24 protein-coding genes are annotated in these 18,996 nt (G+C 45.2%); 11 read left to right on the top strand and 13 right to left on the bottom strand.

The features are described from left to right. Positions 1–52: 52 nt before the first annotated feature. Entirely contained in the window at positions 53–802 is a 750-nt protein-coding gene (locus L9Q40_RS08330; protein WP_065300640.1) for a class II aldolase/adducin family protein, read from the bottom strand. A 12-nt stretch (positions 803–814) separates the two neighbouring features. Next, the gene (locus L9Q40_RS08325; RefSeq protein ID WP_014233471.1) at positions 815–1,417 is read right to left on the bottom strand and encodes an HD domain-containing protein; all 603 of its coding nucleotides are present in this window, start codon (positions 1,415–1,417) and stop codon (positions 815–817) included. A 177-nt stretch (positions 1,418–1,594) separates the two neighbouring features. On the opposite strand from L9Q40_RS08325, the gene L9Q40_RS08320 reads away from it, so the two are divergent. After that, entirely contained in the window at positions 1,595–2,464 is an 870-nt protein-coding gene (locus tag L9Q40_RS08320) for a LysR family transcriptional regulator (protein ID WP_014233472.1), read from the top strand. A gap of 108 nt (positions 2,465–2,572) precedes the next feature. Here the strand turns inward: L9Q40_RS08320 and kdgR are convergent, their stop codons facing one another. Further along, a complete protein-coding gene (gene kdgR, locus L9Q40_RS08315; RefSeq protein WP_498793025.1) occupies positions 2,573–3,355 on the bottom strand; it encodes a DNA-binding transcriptional regulator KdgR in 783 nt (260 codons plus the stop codon). Between the two features lie 254 nt (positions 3,356–3,609). On the opposite strand from kdgR, the gene kduD reads away from it, so the two are divergent. The 6 genes from kduD to L9Q40_RS08285 all read left to right on the top strand — a co-directional run bounded on the left by kduD (position 3,610) and on the right by L9Q40_RS08285 (position 7,556). After that, positions 3,610–4,371 carry a 2-dehydro-3-deoxy-D-gluconate 5-dehydrogenase KduD gene (gene kduD / locus L9Q40_RS08310; RefSeq protein ID WP_498793024.1) on the top strand — a complete coding sequence of 254 codons (762 nt, stop codon included), beginning with the start codon at positions 3,610–3,612 and terminating at the stop codon, positions 4,369–4,371. A gap of 18 nt (positions 4,372–4,389) precedes the next feature. Next, positions 4,390–4,914: a YgjV family protein gene (locus L9Q40_RS08305; RefSeq protein ID WP_498793038.1), complete on the top strand. Its 525-nt coding sequence runs from the start codon at positions 4,390–4,392 to the stop codon at positions 4,912–4,914. 3 nt (positions 4,915–4,917) lie between these two features. Further along, positions 4,918–5,238: a cupin domain-containing protein gene (locus tag L9Q40_RS08300; RefSeq protein WP_498793023.1), complete on the top strand. Its 321-nt coding sequence runs from the start codon at positions 4,918–4,920 to the stop codon at positions 5,236–5,238. Positions 5,239–5,279: 41 nt separating this feature from the next. Continuing rightward, a complete protein-coding gene (locus L9Q40_RS08295; protein ID WP_014233476.1) occupies positions 5,280–5,915 on the top strand; it encodes an RpiB/LacA/LacB family sugar-phosphate isomerase in 636 nt (211 codons plus the stop codon). 76 nt (positions 5,916–5,991) lie between these two features. Next, the gene (gene kdgK / locus L9Q40_RS08290) at positions 5,992–6,921 is read left to right on the top strand and encodes a 2-dehydro-3-deoxygluconokinase (RefSeq protein ID WP_118120785.1); all 930 of its coding nucleotides are present in this window, start codon (positions 5,992–5,994) and stop codon (positions 6,919–6,921) included. A gap of 11 nt (positions 6,922–6,932) precedes the next feature. Then, positions 6,933–7,556, top strand: coding sequence for a bifunctional 4-hydroxy-2-oxoglutarate aldolase/2-dehydro-3-deoxy-phosphogluconate aldolase (locus L9Q40_RS08285; protein ID WP_020335092.1), 624 nt, complete (start codon positions 6,933–6,935; stop codon positions 7,554–7,556). Positions 7,557–7,659: 103 nt separating this feature from the next. Here L9Q40_RS08285 and L9Q40_RS08280 read toward each other — a convergent pair whose 3' ends face one another. Next, entirely contained in the window at positions 7,660–8,433 is a 774-nt protein-coding gene (locus tag L9Q40_RS08280; protein WP_420660017.1) for a siderophore-interacting protein, read from the bottom strand. Positions 8,434–8,632: 199 nt separating this feature from the next. Beyond that, positions 8,633–9,217 (bottom strand): LysE family translocator, encoded by a 585-nt coding sequence (locus L9Q40_RS08275; protein ID WP_498793022.1) that lies wholly within the window; start codon positions 9,215–9,217, stop codon positions 8,633–8,635. A 126-nt stretch (positions 9,218–9,343) separates the two neighbouring features. On the opposite strand from L9Q40_RS08275, the gene L9Q40_RS08270 reads away from it, so the two are divergent. Continuing rightward, on the top strand, positions 9,344–9,784 hold the full coding sequence (locus L9Q40_RS08270; protein ID WP_014233481.1) for an Lrp/AsnC family transcriptional regulator: 441 nt from the start codon (positions 9,344–9,346) through the stop codon (positions 9,782–9,784). Between the two features lie 30 nt (positions 9,785–9,814). Here L9Q40_RS08270 and L9Q40_RS08265 read toward each other — a convergent pair whose 3' ends face one another. Further along, entirely contained in the window at positions 9,815–10,432 is a 618-nt protein-coding gene (locus tag L9Q40_RS08265) for an HAD family hydrolase (protein ID WP_498793021.1), read from the bottom strand. A gap of 49 nt (positions 10,433–10,481) precedes the next feature. Further along, a complete protein-coding gene (locus L9Q40_RS08260) occupies positions 10,482–10,793 on the bottom strand; it encodes a cupin domain-containing protein (RefSeq protein ID WP_498793020.1) in 312 nt (103 codons plus the stop codon). Positions 10,794–11,154: 361 nt separating this feature from the next. Here L9Q40_RS08260 and ompW point away from each other — a divergent pair, with 361 nt between their 5' ends. Beyond that, positions 11,155–11,799, top strand: a complete 645-nt coding sequence (ompW, locus tag L9Q40_RS08255) for an outer membrane protein OmpW (RefSeq protein WP_014233484.1) — start codon at positions 11,155–11,157, stop codon at positions 11,797–11,799. Between the two features lie 153 nt (positions 11,800–11,952). Here the strand turns inward: ompW and L9Q40_RS08250 are convergent, their stop codons facing one another. Continuing rightward, on the bottom strand, positions 11,953–12,198 hold the full coding sequence (locus tag L9Q40_RS08250; RefSeq protein WP_020335096.1) for a Rho-binding antiterminator: 246 nt from the start codon (positions 12,196–12,198) through the stop codon (positions 11,953–11,955). Between the two features lie 190 nt (positions 12,199–12,388). Here L9Q40_RS08250 and L9Q40_RS08245 point away from each other — a divergent pair, with 190 nt between their 5' ends. After that, entirely contained in the window at positions 12,389–13,522 is a 1,134-nt protein-coding gene (locus L9Q40_RS08245) for an MBL fold metallo-hydrolase (protein ID WP_498793019.1), read from the top strand. 85 nt (positions 13,523–13,607) lie between these two features. Here L9Q40_RS08245 and L9Q40_RS08240 read toward each other — a convergent pair whose 3' ends face one another. Both L9Q40_RS08240 and L9Q40_RS08235 read right to left on the bottom strand, forming a co-directional pair. Next, entirely contained in the window at positions 13,608–14,123 is a 516-nt protein-coding gene (locus L9Q40_RS08240) for a macro domain-containing protein (RefSeq protein WP_498793018.1), read from the bottom strand. Positions 14,124–14,163: 40 nt separating this feature from the next. After that, positions 14,164–14,589: a VOC family protein gene (locus L9Q40_RS08235; RefSeq protein WP_498793017.1), complete on the bottom strand. Its 426-nt coding sequence runs from the start codon at positions 14,587–14,589 to the stop codon at positions 14,164–14,166. Positions 14,590–14,785: 196 nt separating this feature from the next. On the opposite strand from L9Q40_RS08235, the gene L9Q40_RS08230 reads away from it, so the two are divergent. Beyond that, positions 14,786–15,880, top strand: coding sequence for a methyl-accepting chemotaxis protein (locus L9Q40_RS08230; RefSeq protein WP_498793016.1), 1,095 nt, complete (start codon positions 14,786–14,788; stop codon positions 15,878–15,880). A gap of 170 nt (positions 15,881–16,050) precedes the next feature. On the opposite strand, the gene L9Q40_RS08225 is transcribed toward L9Q40_RS08230, so the two are convergent. The 3 genes from L9Q40_RS08225 to L9Q40_RS08215 all read right to left on the bottom strand — a co-directional run bounded on the left by L9Q40_RS08225 (position 16,051) and on the right by L9Q40_RS08215 (position 18,858). After that, positions 16,051–16,380: a DUF4144 family protein gene (locus L9Q40_RS08225; protein ID WP_498793015.1), complete on the bottom strand. Its 330-nt coding sequence runs from the start codon at positions 16,378–16,380 to the stop codon at positions 16,051–16,053. 25 nt (positions 16,381–16,405) lie between these two features. Beyond that, the gene (locus tag L9Q40_RS08220; protein WP_498793014.1) at positions 16,406–16,942 is read right to left on the bottom strand and encodes a DUF924 family protein; all 537 of its coding nucleotides are present in this window, start codon (positions 16,940–16,942) and stop codon (positions 16,406–16,408) included. Positions 16,943–17,010: 68 nt separating this feature from the next. Then, on the bottom strand, positions 17,011–18,858 hold the full coding sequence (locus L9Q40_RS08215) for a M3 family metallopeptidase (RefSeq protein WP_243977419.1): 1,848 nt from the start codon (positions 18,856–18,858) through the stop codon (positions 17,011–17,013). Positions 18,859–18,996 lie beyond the last annotated feature (138 nt).

The raw sequence follows: 18,996 nt of genomic DNA, 5'->3' as shown, positions 1-18,996 counted from the left end.
AACAAAAAAAGCGCTTATCGTGTTTATGATTCAGCGCCTTTTTCTTTATTAATCAGTCTTTGTAGCGTGGGTCGATTCGGTCCAGTTTGCGCAATAACGCTGGCCATACGATGGAACCATCCACGCCTTGTGTTTTCACCGCTTCAGTTATCGAGCTGACAATCTTAGGTTCAATGTGAATGAGCTCACTGCCTCCCGATTGTGCGGCTAATTGGATTTGGCAGGTGGTTTCCAAGGCATACATAGACAAAAATGCATCCGCGACGGTTTTGCCTACCGTTAATAGCCCGTGATTGCGCAGCACAAGGAAATTTGCCTCTCCCAGATCTTGCTGCAAACGAGGTTGTTCATCTTCTCTTACTGCGACGCCTTCATAGTCGTGATAAGCCAATGACGACAGCACATAAGTTGACTGTTGACTGATTGGCAAGATGCCATTTTTCTGCGCGCTGACCGCGACACCAGCTCGCGTATGTGTATGAATAATACAGCCGACATCATGACGCGCCTCATGAATACAGCTGTGGATGATAAATCCAGCGTGATTGACGGAGTGAGGTGTGTCTTGCAGCTTATTACCGTTTTGGTCGATCTTGATAAGGTCGGAGGCGGTAATTTCATCAAACATCATCCCGTAAGGATTGATCAGAAAATGATGCTCAGGGCCTGGAATTCGTACACTTATATGGGTAAAGATTAAGTCGTCCCAGCCGAATTCTGCGACCAGCCTGTAGCATGCGGCTAATTCCACACGTAACTGCCATTCTTGTTCGCTAACTTGATTTCTCATTGATGAGTTCATGATCGCCTCTCCCTATTCTGCTGCTATTTTGTCTTGAGCTTGTTTGTAAATCGAACGAACGGGACGCTCAAATACCTTGCGGATCATCGGCTCAAAGAATTCTAGCGGTAGGGTGTCTAATTCAGGATCAAAGGCTGGGGCGTCATATTTACGCACAAATTCCTGGGTGCGTTGGTAACAAGGATGATCGATGTACGCTTTGTGCATCTCTCTGTCCATATTCAAGTGATGGAAGAAGTAATATCCCTGAAAAATACCATGATGTTTGATCATCCAGTGATTCTCTTCACTGACGAAAGGTTCGAGGATAGTAGCTGCTATGTCTGGGTGGTTGTACGAACCCAACGTATCGCCAATATCATGCAGTAGCGCGCACACGACGTACTCGTCATCCTTACCATCTCGATAGGCGAGTGTTGCACATTGGAGGCTGTGTGTGAGCCGATCAACCTGAAAGCCACCAAAATCACCATCAAGCAATAAAAGGTGTTTGATGATTCTGTCTGGTAATTCTCCAGCATAATCAACAAATTGTTCCGCGATGATCTTCCAGTCTTGTGCTGTGCCATGTTCCATATGAGTAAAACCAGCTAATGGGGTATTGTGCTTGGTCATTCTTCTGTCCTACTTGTGGATTCAGACGCTATAAAAACACAGCCCATGTTTGTTCAATGTTAAATTATTTACAGTTAATTAACTTTTTGTGTTGGGGGGTATAGATAAAGGGAAGTTTCTCCCGGTCAGAGTTTGTGTGACAATGTTGTCGTTAAATGATTTGACGGGAACAAAGAAATGGCGAATTGGGAAGGTGTTACTGAGTTTGTAGCCGTTGCAGAGACAAACAGTTTCACTGGCGCTGCAAATAAACTTAAAACATCGGTTGCACAGATCAGTCGTCGAGTTTCCGCGCTAGAGCAACGTTTAGCAGTGAAATTGCTGCATCGCACCACGCGTAAAGTTTCTCTTTCTGAGGCAGGTCAGCTTTATTATCAGCAGTGTAAGCACCTGTTAGAAGGACTAGAGTTAGCCGAGCTTGCCGTGACTCAAATGCAGGCAGAGCCAAAAGGCATACTGCGGGTGACGGCTCCGGTTACCTATGGAGAAATGAACCTTGCGCCATTATTGCATCAGTTCTTAGAGAGGCATCCTCAGGTTAATCTCGACTTGATTCTGACCAACCAGCGACTCGACTTGATAGAGAAAGGGGTGGATGTAGCCATACGTCTGGGGCGATTACAAGACTCAAGTATGATTGCTAAGCGCCTTTCTTCACGCCAAATGTATGTCTGTGCGAGCCCTAATTATCTGGAACGATTTGGCGAACCCCATACACTATCAGAGTTAGGGCGTCATCAATGTTTGGTGGGTTCGGTTGATTACTGGCATTTCAAAGAGCAGAACCGAGAGAAGTCGTTGCGAGTGTCTGGACGGATCAAATGCAACAGTGGTTTCGCTTTAGTGGATGCGGCAAAGCGTGGGCTTGGTTTAGTGCAGTTACCTGATTATTACGTTCAAGAGGCGTTAGATTGCGGTGAGCTGGTCGAAGTGCTCAGTGATTACCGGGATGATCGTGAAGGTATTTGGGCGCTGTATCCACCAAGTCATAAACTATCGCCTAAAGTCAGATTACTCATCGACTTTTTAGCGAAAGAGTTGGCGTGATCAGCGCATCAGCTGTCGAAGCGTTACATAAGGTAAATCGCGAAATTTAATCGCCCTCTCAACATTTATAAAGTAGGCAATAAAGCAGCCGTCTAGCTGCTTTCCAGACTATGCGGGGTAGTTATGATATCCCAAGTGCTCGGAAATATTTTTGCCTGCTTGATGCAATAAGCCGACATACTCTTCCATTCGTTCTTCTTCAAAGCGAATAACAGGGAATGAGATAGACAGAGCAGCAATGATTTGACCAAAGCGGTTATAAACCGGCGCTGCGATACAGCGAAGGCCAGGTTCTTGCTCTTCGTTATCTTCTGCAAAGTGTTGAGCGCGCACTTTTGCCAATTCTTCTAGCACTTGTTCCGTGTTTTCTAGCGTTTTTTCAGTGTGTTTAATAAATTCTACACCGTTTAACACCTCACGGACGAAGCTTTCATCGCGCTCAGAAAGTAGAACTTTACCAATAGCAGTACTGTAAAGAGGGTTACGGCGACCAATGCGCGATTGCATGCGTAGGTTGTAGCCAGAATCGATTTTGTGGATGTAAATGATGGCATTGTCATCCAGAGCACCCAGGTGCAAGGCTTCATTGGTTTGTTCTGAAATATGACGCATTTCTTTGTCGGCCAGTTCAATCAGATCAACATACTCGAGCGATTTTGATCCCAACTCAAACAGCTTGAGTGTTAGTGAGTACTTATCGTCTTCACCTTCTTGCGATACGTAGCCTAGTGACTTCATTGTTTGTAGAAAACGATATGTTGTTGCTTTCGACATCATTAGTCGTTGGGAAAGATCGGATACACCGATGGATTTTTGCTCCCCTAGTGCTTGAAGAATGTGAAACACTTTCAGTACTGATGAAACTGCTTCAGGTTGATTTGAGGTTTTCATTGATGTCCTTGTGAATTTTTTGTTTGCTTCATTATATCTTATAAAATCTGTAGCACTAGTATTTATAAAATACCTTTTCAATAATTTGGAATTAAATTGGGGTTCGGTGCAGAAAAATTGGATCGTAATCTATTTTTTGAAACGTCTTTTCAAAAATAATTGAAACTAATTTCTTTTTTATTCAGTATATGTGTGTAGAAAGTGACATGGCCAGTCGCCAAATCACGAATTATCTAATTATTGAGGAAAAAGACATGATTCTTGATTCATTTAACCTTGAAGGCAAAGTAGCCATTGTTACGGGTTGTGACACTGGTCTTGGCCAAGGTATGGCGCTTGGTTTAGCAAAAGCCGGTTGTGATATCGTGGGCGTAAACATCATTGAGCCGACAGAAACTATTGAGAAAATTGAAGCCGAAGGCCGTAAATTTGTTGATGTTCGCGCTAACCTAATGACGCTGGATGACATCCCTTCAATCGTTGATCGTGCAGTCGCAGAGCTGGGCCGCATTGATATTCTGGTAAACAATGCAGGTATCATCCGTCGCGAAGATGCGATCGAGTTTTCTGAGCAAGATTGGGATGACGTAATGAACATTAACATCAAATCGGTGTTCTTTATGTCTCAAGCCGTTGCAAAGCAGTTCATCGCTCAAGGTGAAGGTGGCAAGATCATCAACGTCGCATCTATGCTGTCTTTCCAAGGTGGTATCCGCGTTCCTTCATACACTGCCTCTAAGAGCGGAGTTATGGGTGTTACGCGCCTAATGGCGAACGAATGGGCAAGTCATGACATTAACGTCAACGCAATTGCACCAGGTTACATGGCAACAAACAACACCGCTGCTTTACGTGCTGACGAAGAGCGTAACGCTGCAATCCTTGAACGTATCCCAGCTGAACGCTGGGGCTTGCCTGAAGATTTAGCTGGTCCTTGTGTATTTTTGGCATCAAAAGCGGCTGACTATATCAATGGTTACACGATCGCGGTTGATGGTGGCTGGTTAGCTCGCTAGTCGATTTGTGAGAAGTTGATTGTGGATACTGCAACATTAGCGCAAGTAGTAGGGTTTATCAGTTTTGGTTTGGGGTTCTCCGTCTTTTACCAGAAAAATGATAAGCGTTTAAAAATCTTAATGCTGATTTTCAACCTCAATCATCTTCTCCATTTTTTATTGCTCGGTTCAATGACCTCAGCGCTTGGCGCGTTCCTGTCGACAATCAGAACGACCACGGCAATTTTTGTCTCGTCGAAGCGAATCGCTGCAGCATTTATTGCTATCAGTTTAGTTAGTGGCTATTGGGCTGCTGAGCAGTGGCGCGATGTTTGGCCTATCTTGGGGACGGTGATTGGTACCTACTCGTTATTTTGCTTGTCGGGTATTCGGATGCGCGTAGGCTTTTTACTGGGTGCTTGTTGTTGGCTGACCAACAATATTCTGGTGGGTTCTATTGGGGGGACGCTACTAGAAATAACGGTAATCGTGATGAATTCTATGACGATCTATCGTTTATCTGGGCAGCCATCAGAATCAATAATCAATCAAGTTATTAGGTGAACCATGTTTGTATTGAACCAAGACATTCCAATGGAAAATCTCGGTGCAGGGATTTCACGCAAAATACTGGCTCACAGCGAAAACATGATGTCAGTAGAAGTGCACTTTGAAGAAGGCGCTATCGGCGCGATGCACTCACACCGACATGAGCAGCTAACATACGTGCTTTCAGGTGAGTTTGAATTCACCATTGGAGATGAGAAAAAAATCGTCACAGCAGGCGATACCATGTACAAAGAGCCAGACATTGAGCATGGCTGTGTTTGTCTGAAACCGGGGGTTCTTCTCGATACCTTCACCCCGATGCGTAAAGATTTTGTTTAAGAATTTATTTTTGAATGCGGTTTGTTCCGCAGGAGTAACAGATGAAAATTGCACTAATGATGGAAAACAGCCAAGCCGCGAAAAACGCAATGGTGGCTGGTGAATTAAACACTGTAGCGGGTGGTCTTGGCCACGAAGTATTTAACGTTGGTATGACGGATGAAAATGATCATCACCTAACGTACGTCCACTTAGGTATCATGGCGAATATCCTACTGAACTCAAAAGCAGTAGATTTCGTGGTAACGGGTTGTGGAACCGGCCAAGGTGCGCTGATGTCAAGCAACCTACATCCAGGCGTTGTATGTGGCTACTGCCTGGAGCCATCTGATGCATTCCTGTTCAACCAAATCAACAACGGCAACGCTATCTCTCTAGCTTTCGCTAAAGGTTTTGGTTGGGCTGGTGAACTGAACGTGCGTTACATCTTTGAAAAAGCGTTCACTGGAAATCGTGGTGAAGGTTACCCTATTGAGCGAGCAGCGCCTCAGCAAGCTAACGCTGCGATCTTGAACGACGTAAAAGCCGCAGTTTCTAAAGATGTGGTCGAAGGCTTACGTGCCATCGATCAAGAGCTAGTGAAAACGGCTGTTGGTAGCGCGCAATTCCAAGAGTGCTTCTTCGCACATTGCCAAGTGCCTGAGATCGCAGAATACGTGAAGTCTCTACTGGACTAATTACTTAATTTATCGGGAATTAAGTACAAGCCAGCCATTGTGCTGGCTTATTTTTTGTACCACTAAGGAGGCTCCCATGAACCCAATCAGTCGCGTCGCTATCATCGGTGAATGTATGGTGGAGCTTAGGAAACATCATGGCGTGCTACAGCAAGGTTTTGGTGGTGATACCCTCAATACTGCTGTTTACCTGTCTCGTTTAACCCAACAACATGGCGTCGAAACATCCTATGTGACTGGGCTGGGACTCGATCCGTTTAGCCGCGAAATGCTGACAGCTTGGCAAGACGAAGGCATCAACACCGACATGGTCTACTTCTCTGAAGATAAATTGCCGGGCATTTATGCGATTGAAACCGCGGACGATGGTGAACGAAGTTTCTTTTACTGGCGTGAAGACGCAGCCGCAAAATATTGGCTACGCGAGCAAAACTTTGAATCTTTGGTTAAAGATCTTTGCCAACATCAAATGATTTATCTGAGCGGTATCAGTTTAGCTATTATCGCTGAAGAACATCGTCAAACGCTGATCGACCTGCTGGCTGCCTGCCGTAACGAGGGCGTTACGATAGCGTTTGATAACAATTTCCGGCCAAAACTTTGGCCAAGTATAGAGTTGGCTCGTCGTTTCTACTCGCAAATTCTCAGTGTTACTGACATGGCATTTTTGACTTTTGATGATGAGGTCATGCTATGGGGTGACAAAGAGGAATCTGAAGCCATTAATCGTAGCAAAGGCTTTGGAGTGAAAGAGATCATTGTTAAGCGCGGCGCGGACGACTGTTTTGTTGTGACACAAGACCAACAGCACTCCGTTGCGGCATTGAAAGTAGACGCTGTGGTCGATACGACGGCAGCTGGCGACTCTTTCAGTGCAGGTTACCTTGCAAAACGCATTCTAGGCGGAGACGTTGCTGAGTCTGCGCTGGCTGGGCACAAAGTGGCTGGTTCTGTTATCCAACATCGCGGTGCAATCATTCCAAGCGAATCGATGCCGACTATTTAAGGAACGATGAAATGAAAGACCTAAATCAACAACTTTCTGAAATTAAAGTAGTCCCTGTTATTGCAATTAAAGATGCAAGCAAGGCTGTAAAATTGGCTCAGGTATTGGTTGAAAACGGCCTACCTTGTGCTGAAGTCACGTTTCGTACTGAAGATGCGGCACGCGCGATCAAGAATATGCGCGACGCGTACCCAGAGATGTTAATTGGCGCGGGCACTGTCCTAACCAGTGCTCAGGTGGATGAAGCGATTGAAGCTGGTGTCGATTTTATTGTTAGCCCGGGCTTTAACCCAACCACCGTTAAATACTGTCAGCAGAGAAATATCGCTATCGTACCTGGTGTAAATAATCCAAGCCTGGTTGAACAAGCGATGGAAATGGGCCTTCGTACCCTTAAGTTTTTCCCTGCGGAGCCATCGGGTGGCACCGCAATGCTTAAAGCACTTTCAGCGGTATACCCAGTTAAATTCATGCCAACAGGTGGGGTAAGTCCTAGTAACGTAAAAGATTACTTGGCTATTTCTTCTGTATTAGCGTGTGGTGGAACCTGGATGGTGCCTGGTGATTTGATTGACAACGAGCAATGGGACGAACTGGCGTTGTTGATTCGTGAAGTTGCAACAATTATTGAATGATTTATACCCTGCTAAGCCTGAAAACTATCGTTGATAGTCAAAAAAGCTATTAGGCATTTTGCCGACGCCCGGCTCCACCGGGCGTATTTTTTATCGTGAATTGCTATTGATTGGATTCGGCATCTTCACGCTTAATCACTTTATGCCCATCTTCTGCCACGCCTTGTTTCCAGTAGCTACTGATGTAGATATTTTCACGCTCGACTTCTTTCTCATTGCGGAAATACTGGCGTAATGCGCGCATAGAATCAAACTCACACGCACACCAAACAGCGGCATTCCCTTCCAACCATTCCAATTCGCGAACGGCGTCTGCCAGATTTTGCCCTTCAGTCAGCCAGATCAGTTCCATACCTGCTGGCGCGTGCACTGGTTGAATGTCTGCGGCGGAGATGACGCTAATTACCGCATAGCCCTTTGCTTCTTCAGACAACGTTCTGATTTTGGCGGACAGAGCCGGGAGGGCGGTCATATCGGCTGCCATGAAAAACCAATCTGCGTCGGTATTGAGGTTAGAAATACTACCCGGACCAACGATGTTGATGGTGTCCCCTTTCTGTGCTGACATCGCCCAGCGAGCGGCGAATCCACACTGCAGCTCTTGTGTGATATGACGAACAAAATCGACTTCAATGCTGCATTTCTCTGGATGGTAACGGCGAATGGTATAAGTACGCATCAACGGGCGATTATCTTCAGACATCGCTTCTAAAGTGGTACCACCATCTTGATTAAAAAGCAGCTTAATGTAGCTACCCTCACAGTCTGCCGGGAATTGACTGAGGGCGTCTCCTTGCAAAGTAAGGCGCTGCATGTTTGGGGTAATCGTTTCTGTGTGCGTAACGACAAGTTCTTTAGGTTCAGGTTTCTTTTTCATCTTTACTTTTCTCGATAATTATTCTCTTTCTCATTTAAGAATATCAATATCTCTCTTGAGAGAGTAGTGTCTTTAAACAAATTTACACTGTGAATTGAAACTGAAACTGAAACTGAAACCTAAGCGAGAATGTTCGCTTGTTCGATGATTATCCCTCAAACATACAAAAACCTCCGTAGAGGTTTTGATTGGGATTCAGTTATACCATTGGAATCGTCGATAAAAGCAGTAATGCCGCCATGCCGTAATTAAACCCTTTGACACGTTTAGATGTGGTTAACCAGCGCTGTAGCTGTATCCCGGCAGCGGTCCAAAAAGTGACTGAGGGTAGGTTAGCCAAGCAGAAGATACCTGCAATAAACGTCAGCTCTAGCCATGCAGCACCCGAGCTGTACACCGTGACAGCCGTGAGTGCCATTGACCAGCCTTTTGGATTCACCCACTGAAATGCCGCCGCACCGATAAAGGACATTGGCTTAAAATCATTTTTTGTTTCTGCTTTACCACTGGTGGCGATTTTATAAGTCAGATACAGCAAGTAACTTAAGCTGAGTGCTTTTAATATTGTATGGGTAACCGGATACGCGTGAAATAACCCCATTAAGCCAATACCAACCAGAATTAGCATTGCGCCAAAGCCAAAAGTAATACCTAACATGTGTGGAATGGTGCGTTTAAACCCGACATTCGCGCCTGATGTCATCAGCATGATATTGTTCGGGCCCGGAGTAAAAGTCGATACAAAAGCAAACAATGCCAGAGCGCCTAATTGATGGTATTCCATAGTTTTTTCCTTACATCAAAACTGTCCTGAGTGGACGTCATCTTTCAAACAACTATAAGTAGAAACGTCATCAATATTGTGCTTTTATTGACCTTGAATGGATTAATTAAGCAATAAAAAATCATTATGGATAAATTTGACGAAAGAATATTGCAAGAGCTTAAGTTAGACGGAAGAATCTCCAATGTTGAGCTGTCTGAGAGAGTTGGTTTGTCACCTTCTGCGACGTTGCGCCGTGTGCAAGAATTGGAGCGTCAAGGCGTAATCAAAGGCTATCGTGCGGTGCTCGACAGTCAGCAACTGGGTGTCGGTTTTGTCGCGTATGTTTCGATAGGGTTGGCTTCTCACTCTAAACAGGCGCAGCACGCGTTTGAGGATCACGTACGTTTTGTGAAAGAAGTCGTTGAGTGTCATAACATCACTGGCGCGAACGAATATTTATTGCGAGTAGAAACGCGGGACTTAGCCGCCTACAAAGCGTTTCATGCTGGTGTTCTTGGGGAGTGTGAGCACGTTCAGGGGATAACAACCATGGTGGTGATGGACACGCCTAAAGATGAGCGATGATAGCCTTACCACTGCTGTTTTTGGCGGTGTCTACGTGGTTTCCCACTTTTTCCAGTTCAGCATGGCGTGATCGGCAAGTTTGAGCATCGGGATATCTTCATGGGTATCACCGTAGGCATAGACGGAGGCAAAATCATTCAAGTTAAATGATTCGTGTACCCGTCTTACTTTTCTTTCCAAACTGCAATCGCCTTGCAGATATCGTCCGCTGATTGTGGGCGTGTTGGTCAGCAGTTCACTGCATAGTAGATGGTATCCGTTTGCTTCACACCACGGCCGCAAATACGCATTTAGGGAAGCTGATACCACGACAATGGTATCGCCATTTTGTTGATGCCAATCCAGTTTATCTGCGGCTTCTGGTCTGAGGTATTGGGGGATAATCTCGTTAGCGAATTGAGTACCGATGGCGTTAACGTGCTGTGTCTCTTTACCAGCAAAGGCAATAAAGCTCGCAATCGGACGCATAATGTGCGCAGGTAATATTCCAATTTTGTACAACAAGTAGAATGGCGTAATTACGAACTTGCCGACGCTCTTTCGCTTGCCCGATGCGGAATAGTGCAAGAACAGGCTGTACATATCCTGATTGGTGATGGTGCCATCAAAATCAAACAGTGCCAATGACGGCTTTTTCACATCGTTCACTATGAGTGCCTACTTGTTTTCGCTTTTATCAAGGTAACTTGATTTTGAATTATTGGTAAAATACCGCTAACCAAATTGTTTCCGTATCGGGGGTGGTCCAACTGACTTTGTGTTTAGTGTGTGCCGGGATATTAATGTAATCGCCTGCTTCTAGACGTTTGACTATTTCATTCTCAAAGGTGAGCTCTCCCGCTCCTTTTAATACCAGCACCCACTCATTTTCTTCTTGATCGTACCAACCAGTTTCGGGAGAAGTCTGCCCGTAAGAAACAATACGTTCAATACGCAACTTGTCGTAACACAGCAGATCTTCAAATATTTCTTCATTAACATCATGAGGTAAATCTTTAAACAGGTTCATCACGTTTCCTGAGTTTGAAAAGTGTCTCACTCATCTGATGATAAGTGATTTATCGTCGTTCAGCCTGCTTAAGCTAGTGCCTCTAAAGGGGCAATAGCTTCTCACACGCACATTTCGCATTACAAGATTGTGTATCATTTGCATAATTTGTTGATCAATTTGGCGTTTTCTAACACAGACTCGCTATATTTTTTACAAATTGATTTCCGTCAAAATAGTAAGGTTTTTATGTGCTAGATTGCGCGCAGTTAACAAATATAAATACCCGGGTTCGTTAACACTCTGACTTTCCATTGGATATTGCAGAGTTTCATGAACCAGTGACGGGTACAAAAACGAAGCCCTATAAAAGGAAATAAAAATGAAAAAAACAATCTGCAGTTTGGCAGTGGTTGCTGCGCTCGTGTCACCAAGTGTTTTCGCTCATAAACAAGGTGACTTCGTTCTTCGCGTGGGTGCGGCGTCTGTTGTTCCTAATGATAGCAGTGATAAGATTCTTGGCTCGTCAGAAGAGCTGAAAGTGGATTCTAACACTCAGCTTGGTTTGACATTTGGCTACATGTTTACGGACAACATCAGCTTTGAAGTGTTGGCAGCGACACCGTTTAGTCACGATATTTCTACAGATTTAGGCAATCTTGGCGATATCGCTGATACCAAACACCTGCCACCAACGTTTATGGTTCAGTACTACTTTGGCGAGCCACAAAGTAAGTTCCGTCCATACGTTGGTGCGGGTCTGAACTACACCATCTTCTTTGATGAAGGCTTTAATAACAAAGGTAAAGTTAATGGCCTGTCGGATCTGAAACTGGACGATTCATTTGGTTTAGCGGCAAACGTTGGTGTGGACTACATGATCAACGATCAATGGTTCCTAAACGCATCTGCTTGGTACGCTAACATTGAAACAGAAGCAACCTACAAAGCAGGTGGCGTGAAGCAAAAGACTGACGTAGAGATTAACCCTTGGGTATTTATGATCAGCGGTGGTTACAAGTTTTAAACAATAACCAGTAGTTTTCAGGTCTTTTGACCGCTAGCAATTTTTATAACGCGCAAGGCTAGTGGCCCAGCGTATGACAGGTTTGGCATGACTTTAGGGGCGGTATTCGGGCACTGCCCCTCTTTTTTGCTCTCATCTTTAAACCATAATGCACTAATCAAACGTTACTTCACTAAAATGTGGATTGGCTTTTAGCGCTCGCATCATGAGCAGTTGTTCGGTCGGAAAGGCCACATGTTCGCCGTCAACATCAAGAAACAAACATTCTTGTCGCTGCATATCAAAGCCGGTATCAAACGCTCTCCCCTGATGGCTTTCACCATTCTTCAGAGTAATTTCAACAGGTAACTGAAACATACAGGCTATTTCAATAAAATCGTATTGATTGCAGGTCACCATCGTTGTTCTCCCTTTGTACCAAATCTATTTGCTTTAAGTATACCCAGTACAAAATGTTTGGTTTGAGATTCCACTCGAGGGGATTCGTTTCCACTGAAACCTAATCTTCATTTTACGCCTCTGGTTGGTCATAAAACAGACATGAAAGCGGGCTTTACTAAACCTATCGTCGAGCAAACGAAGCTAAGAAATGTCTGAAACGACCCTGAAGAGCAATTTTTTGAGCCCTGAGCGTAAACTAGGCTCACCGATTAAGCCGCAAACTTATACCGCGCAACTCGCACATCGTATTCATCACTCTCCTCAGTTCGAAAGTGGCCGGGTCAAAAATGCCATGCCGAACGTGCCAAGTCATCAGTCGTTCTGGCAGGTTTGCTGGAGCTATTTGGGAGGCCGTGCGCCACTGTGTCCCAATGGACATTTACCTTATTCCCCAATCGTTCAAGATCAGTTTTTACACCGCAGTGATTCTATGCGAGTGACTTGGCTGGGGCACTCAACCATGTTGGTAGAAGTGGACGGTATTCGTATTATGACCGATCCGGTATTTGACTATGCTTCGCCATTAATCGCAAAGGCCTGGTTTGAGCGTAACATCCCTAATACACACGCTCGAGAGAGTTTGACTATCCCAGATGTTATCGTGATCTCGCACGATCATTATGATCACCTGGAGGCTTCGAGTATCTGTTTTTATGCAGATAAATCAGTCACCTTTTACGTGCCGCTTGGCGTTGGTAAACACCTGATCAAATGGGGAGTGTGTGCTGATGCTATTGTTGAGTTCGACTGGTGGGAGAGCATACAGTATGCCAATGTCGAGCTTATTTGTACGCCCGCTAACCATAACTCAGGGCGAACTTATCTCGATAAAAACACCACATTGTGGGCTTCATGGGTCATTAAAGGGCGAAGTGAGACACTGTACTTTAGTGGAGACAGTGCTTACGACCAGCATTTTGCCGACATCGCACAGCGGTGCGGACCTATCGACATTGCCTGTTTGGAAGTGGCGGCGGATGTAAAAAACAATCAGGGCTATCCGGTAGAAAACTGGGGCCACATGCAAGCACACCATACGGTTCAGGCATTCAAGGACTTACAGGCGAAAAAGCTATTGCCTGTCCACTGGGCAACTTATGAGTTGTTCACGCATAAATGGGATGAGCCAATTGAAGATTTGATTCGCCACTGCCAAAGCGAAAGCGTAACGTTACTCACGCCTATGCCGGGAGAGAGTTTTCTTGTTCAGAACGAATACAAAAACCGAACTTGGTGGCAGAAGGAATTCAGTGAAGAGCGCGTAAGAGGGGTTGAGGCGTAAGCTGTTTTTGCATCTTATGCTTATTGACGCCTCAGAGTGGTTAAGTCTTGAGACTATTCTTCTCTGGTTTTCTGGTCGATTGGGTTTATTGATAGGCCGCGAGAGCTTGTTGCCAAATTCTAAGCATCTCATCGCTAAACAGGTAAAAGTGCATCTGCAACGAGTGGTATTTAGGGCGCTGACAGACTGAGAGTGCCGCTTCGGCAGCTTCATGTGGTGGATAACCATAAACGCCGCATGAGATGGCGGGTAGCGCGACAGTCTTACAGCCGCTTTCCAACGCCAGATCGAGTGCGTTTTTATAGGCCGATTCTAACACCGCTCGAGGGCCGTGAAATTTATCGTAGATCGGCCCAACGGCATGAATAACGTAACGTGCGTTTAACTTTCCAGCGGAAGTAATGCGCGCGTAGCCAAAAGGGCAGCGAATACCATCGATTTCTTTCACTGCTAAGCAAGCAACATACAGCTCGCGACCAGCGACATGGTGAATCGCACCATCGACGCCTCCTCCACCGAGCATGCTTGGATTGGCGGCATTAACGATAGCATCGACTTTTGCTGTGGTGATGTCTCCCTTAATCAGTGAGATAGCGTTCATTCTGTTTGCCTTATCGAAATCATGTTGAGATAGCTGAAACTTACTCGATTATCACCTGAGGTTTGAGCTCGACAACATTCCCCTCGGGATCATTAATATAGAGCGAGCGTCCAAAACCTTGCGCGCCATAACGCTCGGCAAAATCCTCAGTCTGAATATCGTGGTTGTTCAGATATTGGATGAGTTCAGCTTCTTCAAACGGCGTAAGTTGCAAACAAAAGTGATCGACGTTCCTACCATTTTGTACAGGAGGTTTTCCGCCCAGTTTGCCCAGTTCACTCTCTACTGTGACGATATCAATCAATGCTGTACCGGCTCTGAGCTGAGTTAACCCCAATTCAGCGAGCTCCCTTTCGACCGGGCAACCTAGTATGTCTCGATAAAAGTACAACATGGCATTGAGATTAGTTGTTCGCAAAACAATGTGATCGAGTGCTTTTATCTCGATGGGGTTCTGACTAGGCATGTATTCCTCCTTTTAGCCGACGATGAGATTAGTATAGTCAGCGATAGAGACGTTCTAGTAGTTAAGTGTACTAAGTGGTCAGATTATACAAAGTTACGAATTCTATATATTAATTTTGTTACTATCAGCAGGGAATATTATGCAAGTTGTAAATACAATGGTCTGTAATTAGATGCTTGCTAATATGAGACGAAATATGCTTTGGCAGAATAAAATAAAAAAAGAAAATCAAGAGCTAAGAAGTGAGATTGCCGCTCTACAGGAAAAGTATGACCGCGATATGCAATCTATGCGGCAGCAGTTAGAGGTTTCTACACAAGAAATTGAGTCGTACAAACAAACGATAAAATTGAACAAGCAAGTGATGTCATCTAGCCTCGAAGGGAGCGTAATGCTGGAAGCGATCAGGACTCAAATGGCTGCAAGTGCTGAAAATCTGCTAGCTGAAAATGAGGCGCTGAAGTTACTTGATGACATGTTCGCACAAACACATCAAGCATTGGCGCGTTTAGAAAATCGCGCTGAGAAAATCAGCTACCACGCAAATAGCAGTATGACTGTGGCGCAAAACTTAGACAGCACTGCGAGTTCAATCAACCAGTTTGTATCAACCATTAAAGAAATCTCCGATCAAACCAATTTGTTGGCGCTAAATGCTGCTATAGAAGCTGCCAGAGCAGGAGAGTCGGGTCGAGGCTTTGCCGTGGTTGCGGATGAAGTGCGCGGCTTGGCTGGGAAAGCGCATGAGACAAGTGAGAAGATTGATCAGTTGGTTCATCAAATCGTTTCTCAAGTTCAAGCCATTAAAGAAGCCATTACAGAGAACCAGACCTGTGCAGAAGAGGTTTCAGCGTCTTCATCGCAAATTGGCTGTATTGTGAATGAAGTAGTTGTTAAATCAGAGCACATGCAAGAGGTTATTTTTCTGGCATCAACCCGCTCATTCTTGGATACGGTGAAACTTGATCATGCCGTATGGAAGCAAAACTTGTACAAGTTGGTTGAATCCGAAGCCTTTGAGGAGAAAGTTTCTGAGCATACTGGGTGTCGTTTAGGGAACTGGTATTACAGAGGGGCTGGTACTCAATATAAAGGGTTGCGTAGTTTTTCTCTGTTAGAGGAGCCCCATAAGCAGGTTCACGAATATGGTAAAAATGCGCTACTGTGCGGGAAAGCATCTGATTCTCTGGCAATGATCAACGCTATTCAAGCGATGGAAAAGGCAAGTTGCGAAGTGGTTTATCAGCTTGACAGTTTGTTGGATGACATTAACGCGACTAAGTTTGGCTAAATCAAGATAAGGTCAGGCTAGGCTTTTATTTACTGCGTTTATAAGCAGACCGTCTGTTTGAAGGTCATTTTGTGACAATGCATCAAGATGGCATTCTGAGTTTTAGGCAAACAGCTCGATCCCGAGATACTCATTGTTTAGAACTGTTTGTGGCGTTTCAATCTGTCAAATTAACTTGCCAATGCAGAAACGGCCTGCTGAACACTACTGAAATGGATTTTGATGATGCATCGTTGAGCCTGACTAAATTCATGAGATTGAATCAGCGTAGTGACTTCTTCGACAGACAGGGTTTTGTTATTTGGATTCAGGGTTATGTGATTGGCATCATCATGCTGCAAGCCGAAAGTTTGACCGTTTGAATCAATCACGTAATCTTCTTGTCCCCAAATGAGTGCCTGACACTCTGTTTGTAACTCTGCGTGGGATTGCAGATAGATGAGTTCGTCATCGCCCTCTAGTTTCAATAAACATGGCCACATTATGGTGTTTAGCGTCATTCTATTGCCTTGTTGTTTACTGACGTTAAAAGCCAGAATTTGGTGTTTTCAAAAACTCAACTTCCTCTGGTGTACTCGCTCTTCCTAATATCGCATTACGATGTGGATAACGCCCAAATTGGTCGATGATGGCTTTGTGTTTTAGCTCAAAATCGTAGTTGTTTTCAAGCCCCGGAGCTCTAAACAATTTTTCTGCTTCCACATGGATGACACGAGATTCACTGTGCATAAACGGCATGTACAAAAAACTACGTTGATCGCGATTCAGCGCTTTATGCAGACCAAGTCGAATGGCCTCTTGTGCTAACGAGAGCGCGAGTGGATCTTGTGCAAACGCTTTTGGCGTATTGCGGTACACATTACGCGAAAACTGGTCGAGTACAATGATTTCGGCTAATCGACCTTGTGCACTGTCGCGCCAAGTAAACAGTTCGCAGCGAGCCGCTTGCTCTAGCACTGAGGAAAACCGAAATTCAATGAGTTTATCCAGTTCAGGATTACTTTCGAACCAATTTTGTGGGGTCAGTTCTTCAAACCAGAACTTGATGATTGACTGATGCATAGCGCTTCCTTTTGTAACCATGTGTCAGTAGCAAAGAGCCAGAACGCAGATTCTGGCTCCTCTTTTTACTATCGACCGTACGTTTCTACGATGTAACGTTCAAAATCGTCACACATTTGCTCGTCGGACGTGGTGTTGCTTGCAAGTTCCTTGCTGCCGTCGACGACTTTAATTGTCGCGTTCAGCGATGCTACGGGAGCTCGTTCACGCGTGGCAAGTGAGTTGATTTTCTGCTGCTGAACTTCCCACGCTTGCTCTGCTGACAGGTTACATACGTCGGCAAGATACTTGGCGTTGAACCCTTCACCAGTCAGGCTAACAATCGTTTCGTTGTGCGACAAATTGTTGCCTGCATGCCAGTAATGCTGCGCTAGTAGTGGACCGATTTCTGGGTTGTCGGTTAGGTAGCCAAATTTATCCAGGAAGTAAGCTCGGGTCTGATACACCGCCATATGTGCGAGCAGATAACCTTGATAAGCACAAGCGGCTTCGTCAGATAGCAGGTGCGGAATGGCCATGAGTGGGCGAGGGCTGCATTCCAACCCAAGAATCTGCTTCTCACAATCACGTGCAAGCTTGGTGATGCGCTCTGGCGTTAACTCTTCATCGCTGAGTTGATACAGCGCGCGCTCAAAATATGGCACAACTAAGATACTGCGCTCTTCGTAGGCTTTGAATGGCTGACGGCTGTTGATCATCGCTTGAATGATCTCATCAGGAACGGGGTTACCTTCATCGTCCAGAGCGTACTGTTTTAGCCAATCCGCATCGGTCAGCAGGCTGTCACAGAACATCGATTGCGTTTCTGCATATGCCATAGAAGTCGGGGCGAACTCCTGTGAAAAACAAGGAGCATTCATTTTAACGTTAGCAAAGTGCGCAGCGTGGCCGCCTTCGTGGAAAAGCGTATTAATGCCATCGTAGCCGCTGCCTACTTGGTCTGGTTTGGCATTACTGGTGAAGTTGACCTGCGCAGCAACCCATTCACCTTGGTTGTAAAAAGAAGGAATAGGGCCGTGGCAGAATCCGTTCGGGTATTTACCCTTGCGATCCAGTAAATCCAGAGTCAGTGTTGCGCCTGAGTAATCAATGTTCAGACGGCCAAACGACTCTACCCAGCGTCGCAGAGATTTCGAGAACGGTACGTATGGGTCTAGGTCACGCATGACGTCACCTGCGAATGAATAGATAAAGTTGTGGCCTGTCAGCGCACTTTGACCTTTCTCTTTCGCCAGGTTTTCTAAACTATTCAGGTGCGCATCTCGAGTACGCTGTTCGAAATCTTCCAGAATCTCGAACAGCTGCTCAGACGTCATCTTCTCGGTTTTTTGTACTGAGTAATCAAAGAAAGTTGCATAGCCCAATGAACGAGCGAATTGATTACGCAGTTTGATCAACTCAATAAAGCCATTTTCCAGCAACCATTGCTCGAGGTTCAGCAGCGCCTGGTGCGCAGATTGGCGCACTTCTTCATGATTATTGGTTCGAATGGTCGAACTCAATACCGGAAGCGAACCTTCGGTTTGTTTGCCATTTTCATCGGTAAACGTTTGGACATGGTTCTGTTTTTTTTCAAAAAGCTCGGCTTCAAAGGCAATCAATTGATTTTTTAATTCTTGCGCTTTTTCACCTTCGATTGCATGTGATTCAAACATCGCCAGCCAGCCTGACAAACCCGTGATGGTTTGCTGCTTTTCTTGCGGGTCAGAAATGGAGTCAGCGGCTTCAAGCTGTTGTTTGATTGCGGTAATTTGTTCCGCGTTGCTCAAAAAGCTTGTCCATGCTGTTTGTGCTTGCGTCGAACCGTCATGGTCATCGCTGATCCCCATGTAAGTTTCCCAAAAGAAATCTTCCTTGGTGCGGTGAATCGCGAGGTAGCGCTGATTGAGGTCGTTGAGGTAATGCGTTGCGGTCATTTTGATCCTTCAAATGGTTGCGTTATGTAGACGGTTGATTATGGCACGCTTGGGAGCAAGAAAGGAGTGTGCACTTTATTTACTGTTTTTGCTGTTCGTAAACGTAGTTTTACTATTCGTTTACATTTTAATGGGTTA

The organism is Allocatenococcus thiocycli, from assembly GCF_921292965.1.
GTDB lineage: Bacteria > Pseudomonadota > Gammaproteobacteria > Enterobacterales > Vibrionaceae > Vibrio > Vibrio natriegens.
The sequence above is the reverse complement of the archived record's forward strand: the minus strand, read 5'-3'. Positions and strand labels throughout refer to the sequence as shown.

Excerpts from the sequence above, each read along its gene's own strand:
- L9Q40_RS08330 (WP_065300640.1), bottom strand. The coding sequence starts at position 802 with ATGAACTCATCAATGAGAAATCAAGTTAGCGAACAAGAATGGCAGTTA.
- L9Q40_RS08325 (WP_014233471.1), bottom strand. The coding sequence starts at position 1,417 with ATGACCAAGCACAATACCCCATTAGCTGGTTTTACTCATATGGAACAT.
- L9Q40_RS08320 (WP_014233472.1), top strand. The coding sequence starts at position 1,595 with ATGGCGAATTGGGAAGGTGTTACTGAGTTTGTAGCCGTTGCAGAGACA.
- kdgR (WP_498793025.1), bottom strand. The coding sequence starts at position 3,355 with ATGAAAACCTCAAATCAACCTGAAGCAGTTTCATCAGTACTGAAAGTG.
- kduD (WP_498793024.1), top strand. The coding sequence starts at position 3,610 with ATGATTCTTGATTCATTTAACCTTGAAGGCAAAGTAGCCATTGTTACG.
- L9Q40_RS08300 (WP_498793023.1), top strand. The coding sequence starts at position 4,918 with ATGTTTGTATTGAACCAAGACATTCCAATGGAAAATCTCGGTGCAGGG.
- L9Q40_RS08295 (WP_014233476.1), top strand. The coding sequence starts at position 5,280 with ATGAAAATTGCACTAATGATGGAAAACAGCCAAGCCGCGAAAAACGCA.
- kdgK (WP_118120785.1), top strand. The coding sequence starts at position 5,992 with ATGAACCCAATCAGTCGCGTCGCTATCATCGGTGAATGTATGGTGGAG.
- L9Q40_RS08285 (WP_020335092.1), top strand. The coding sequence starts at position 6,933 with ATGAAAGACCTAAATCAACAACTTTCTGAAATTAAAGTAGTCCCTGTT.
- L9Q40_RS08280 (WP_420660017.1), bottom strand. The coding sequence starts at position 8,433 with ATGAAAAAGAAACCTGAACCTAAAGAACTTGTCGTTACGCACACAGAA.
- L9Q40_RS08275 (WP_498793022.1), bottom strand. The coding sequence starts at position 9,217 with ATGGAATACCATCAATTAGGCGCTCTGGCATTGTTTGCTTTTGTATCG.
- L9Q40_RS08270 (WP_014233481.1), top strand. The coding sequence starts at position 9,344 with ATGGATAAATTTGACGAAAGAATATTGCAAGAGCTTAAGTTAGACGGA.
- L9Q40_RS08260 (WP_498793020.1), bottom strand. The coding sequence starts at position 10,793 with ATGAACCTGTTTAAAGATTTACCTCATGATGTTAATGAAGAAATATTT.
- ompW (WP_014233484.1), top strand. The coding sequence starts at position 11,155 with ATGAAAAAAACAATCTGCAGTTTGGCAGTGGTTGCTGCGCTCGTGTCA.
- L9Q40_RS08250 (WP_020335096.1), bottom strand. The coding sequence starts at position 12,198 with ATGGTGACCTGCAATCAATACGATTTTATTGAAATAGCCTGTATGTTT.
- L9Q40_RS08245 (WP_498793019.1), top strand. The coding sequence starts at position 12,389 with ATGTCTGAAACGACCCTGAAGAGCAATTTTTTGAGCCCTGAGCGTAAA.
- L9Q40_RS08240 (WP_498793018.1), bottom strand. The coding sequence starts at position 14,123 with ATGAACGCTATCTCACTGATTAAGGGAGACATCACCACAGCAAAAGTC.
- L9Q40_RS08235 (WP_498793017.1), bottom strand. The coding sequence starts at position 14,589 with ATGCCTAGTCAGAACCCCATCGAGATAAAAGCACTCGATCACATTGTT.
- L9Q40_RS08230 (WP_498793016.1), top strand. The coding sequence starts at position 14,786 with ATGCTTTGGCAGAATAAAATAAAAAAAGAAAATCAAGAGCTAAGAAGT.
- L9Q40_RS08225 (WP_498793015.1), bottom strand. The coding sequence starts at position 16,380 with ATGACGCTAAACACCATAATGTGGCCATGTTTATTGAAACTAGAGGGC.
- L9Q40_RS08220 (WP_498793014.1), bottom strand. The coding sequence starts at position 16,942 with ATGCATCAGTCAATCATCAAGTTCTGGTTTGAAGAACTGACCCCACAA.
- L9Q40_RS08215 (WP_243977419.1), bottom strand. The coding sequence starts at position 18,858 with ATGACCGCAACGCATTACCTCAACGACCTCAATCAGCGCTACCTCGCG.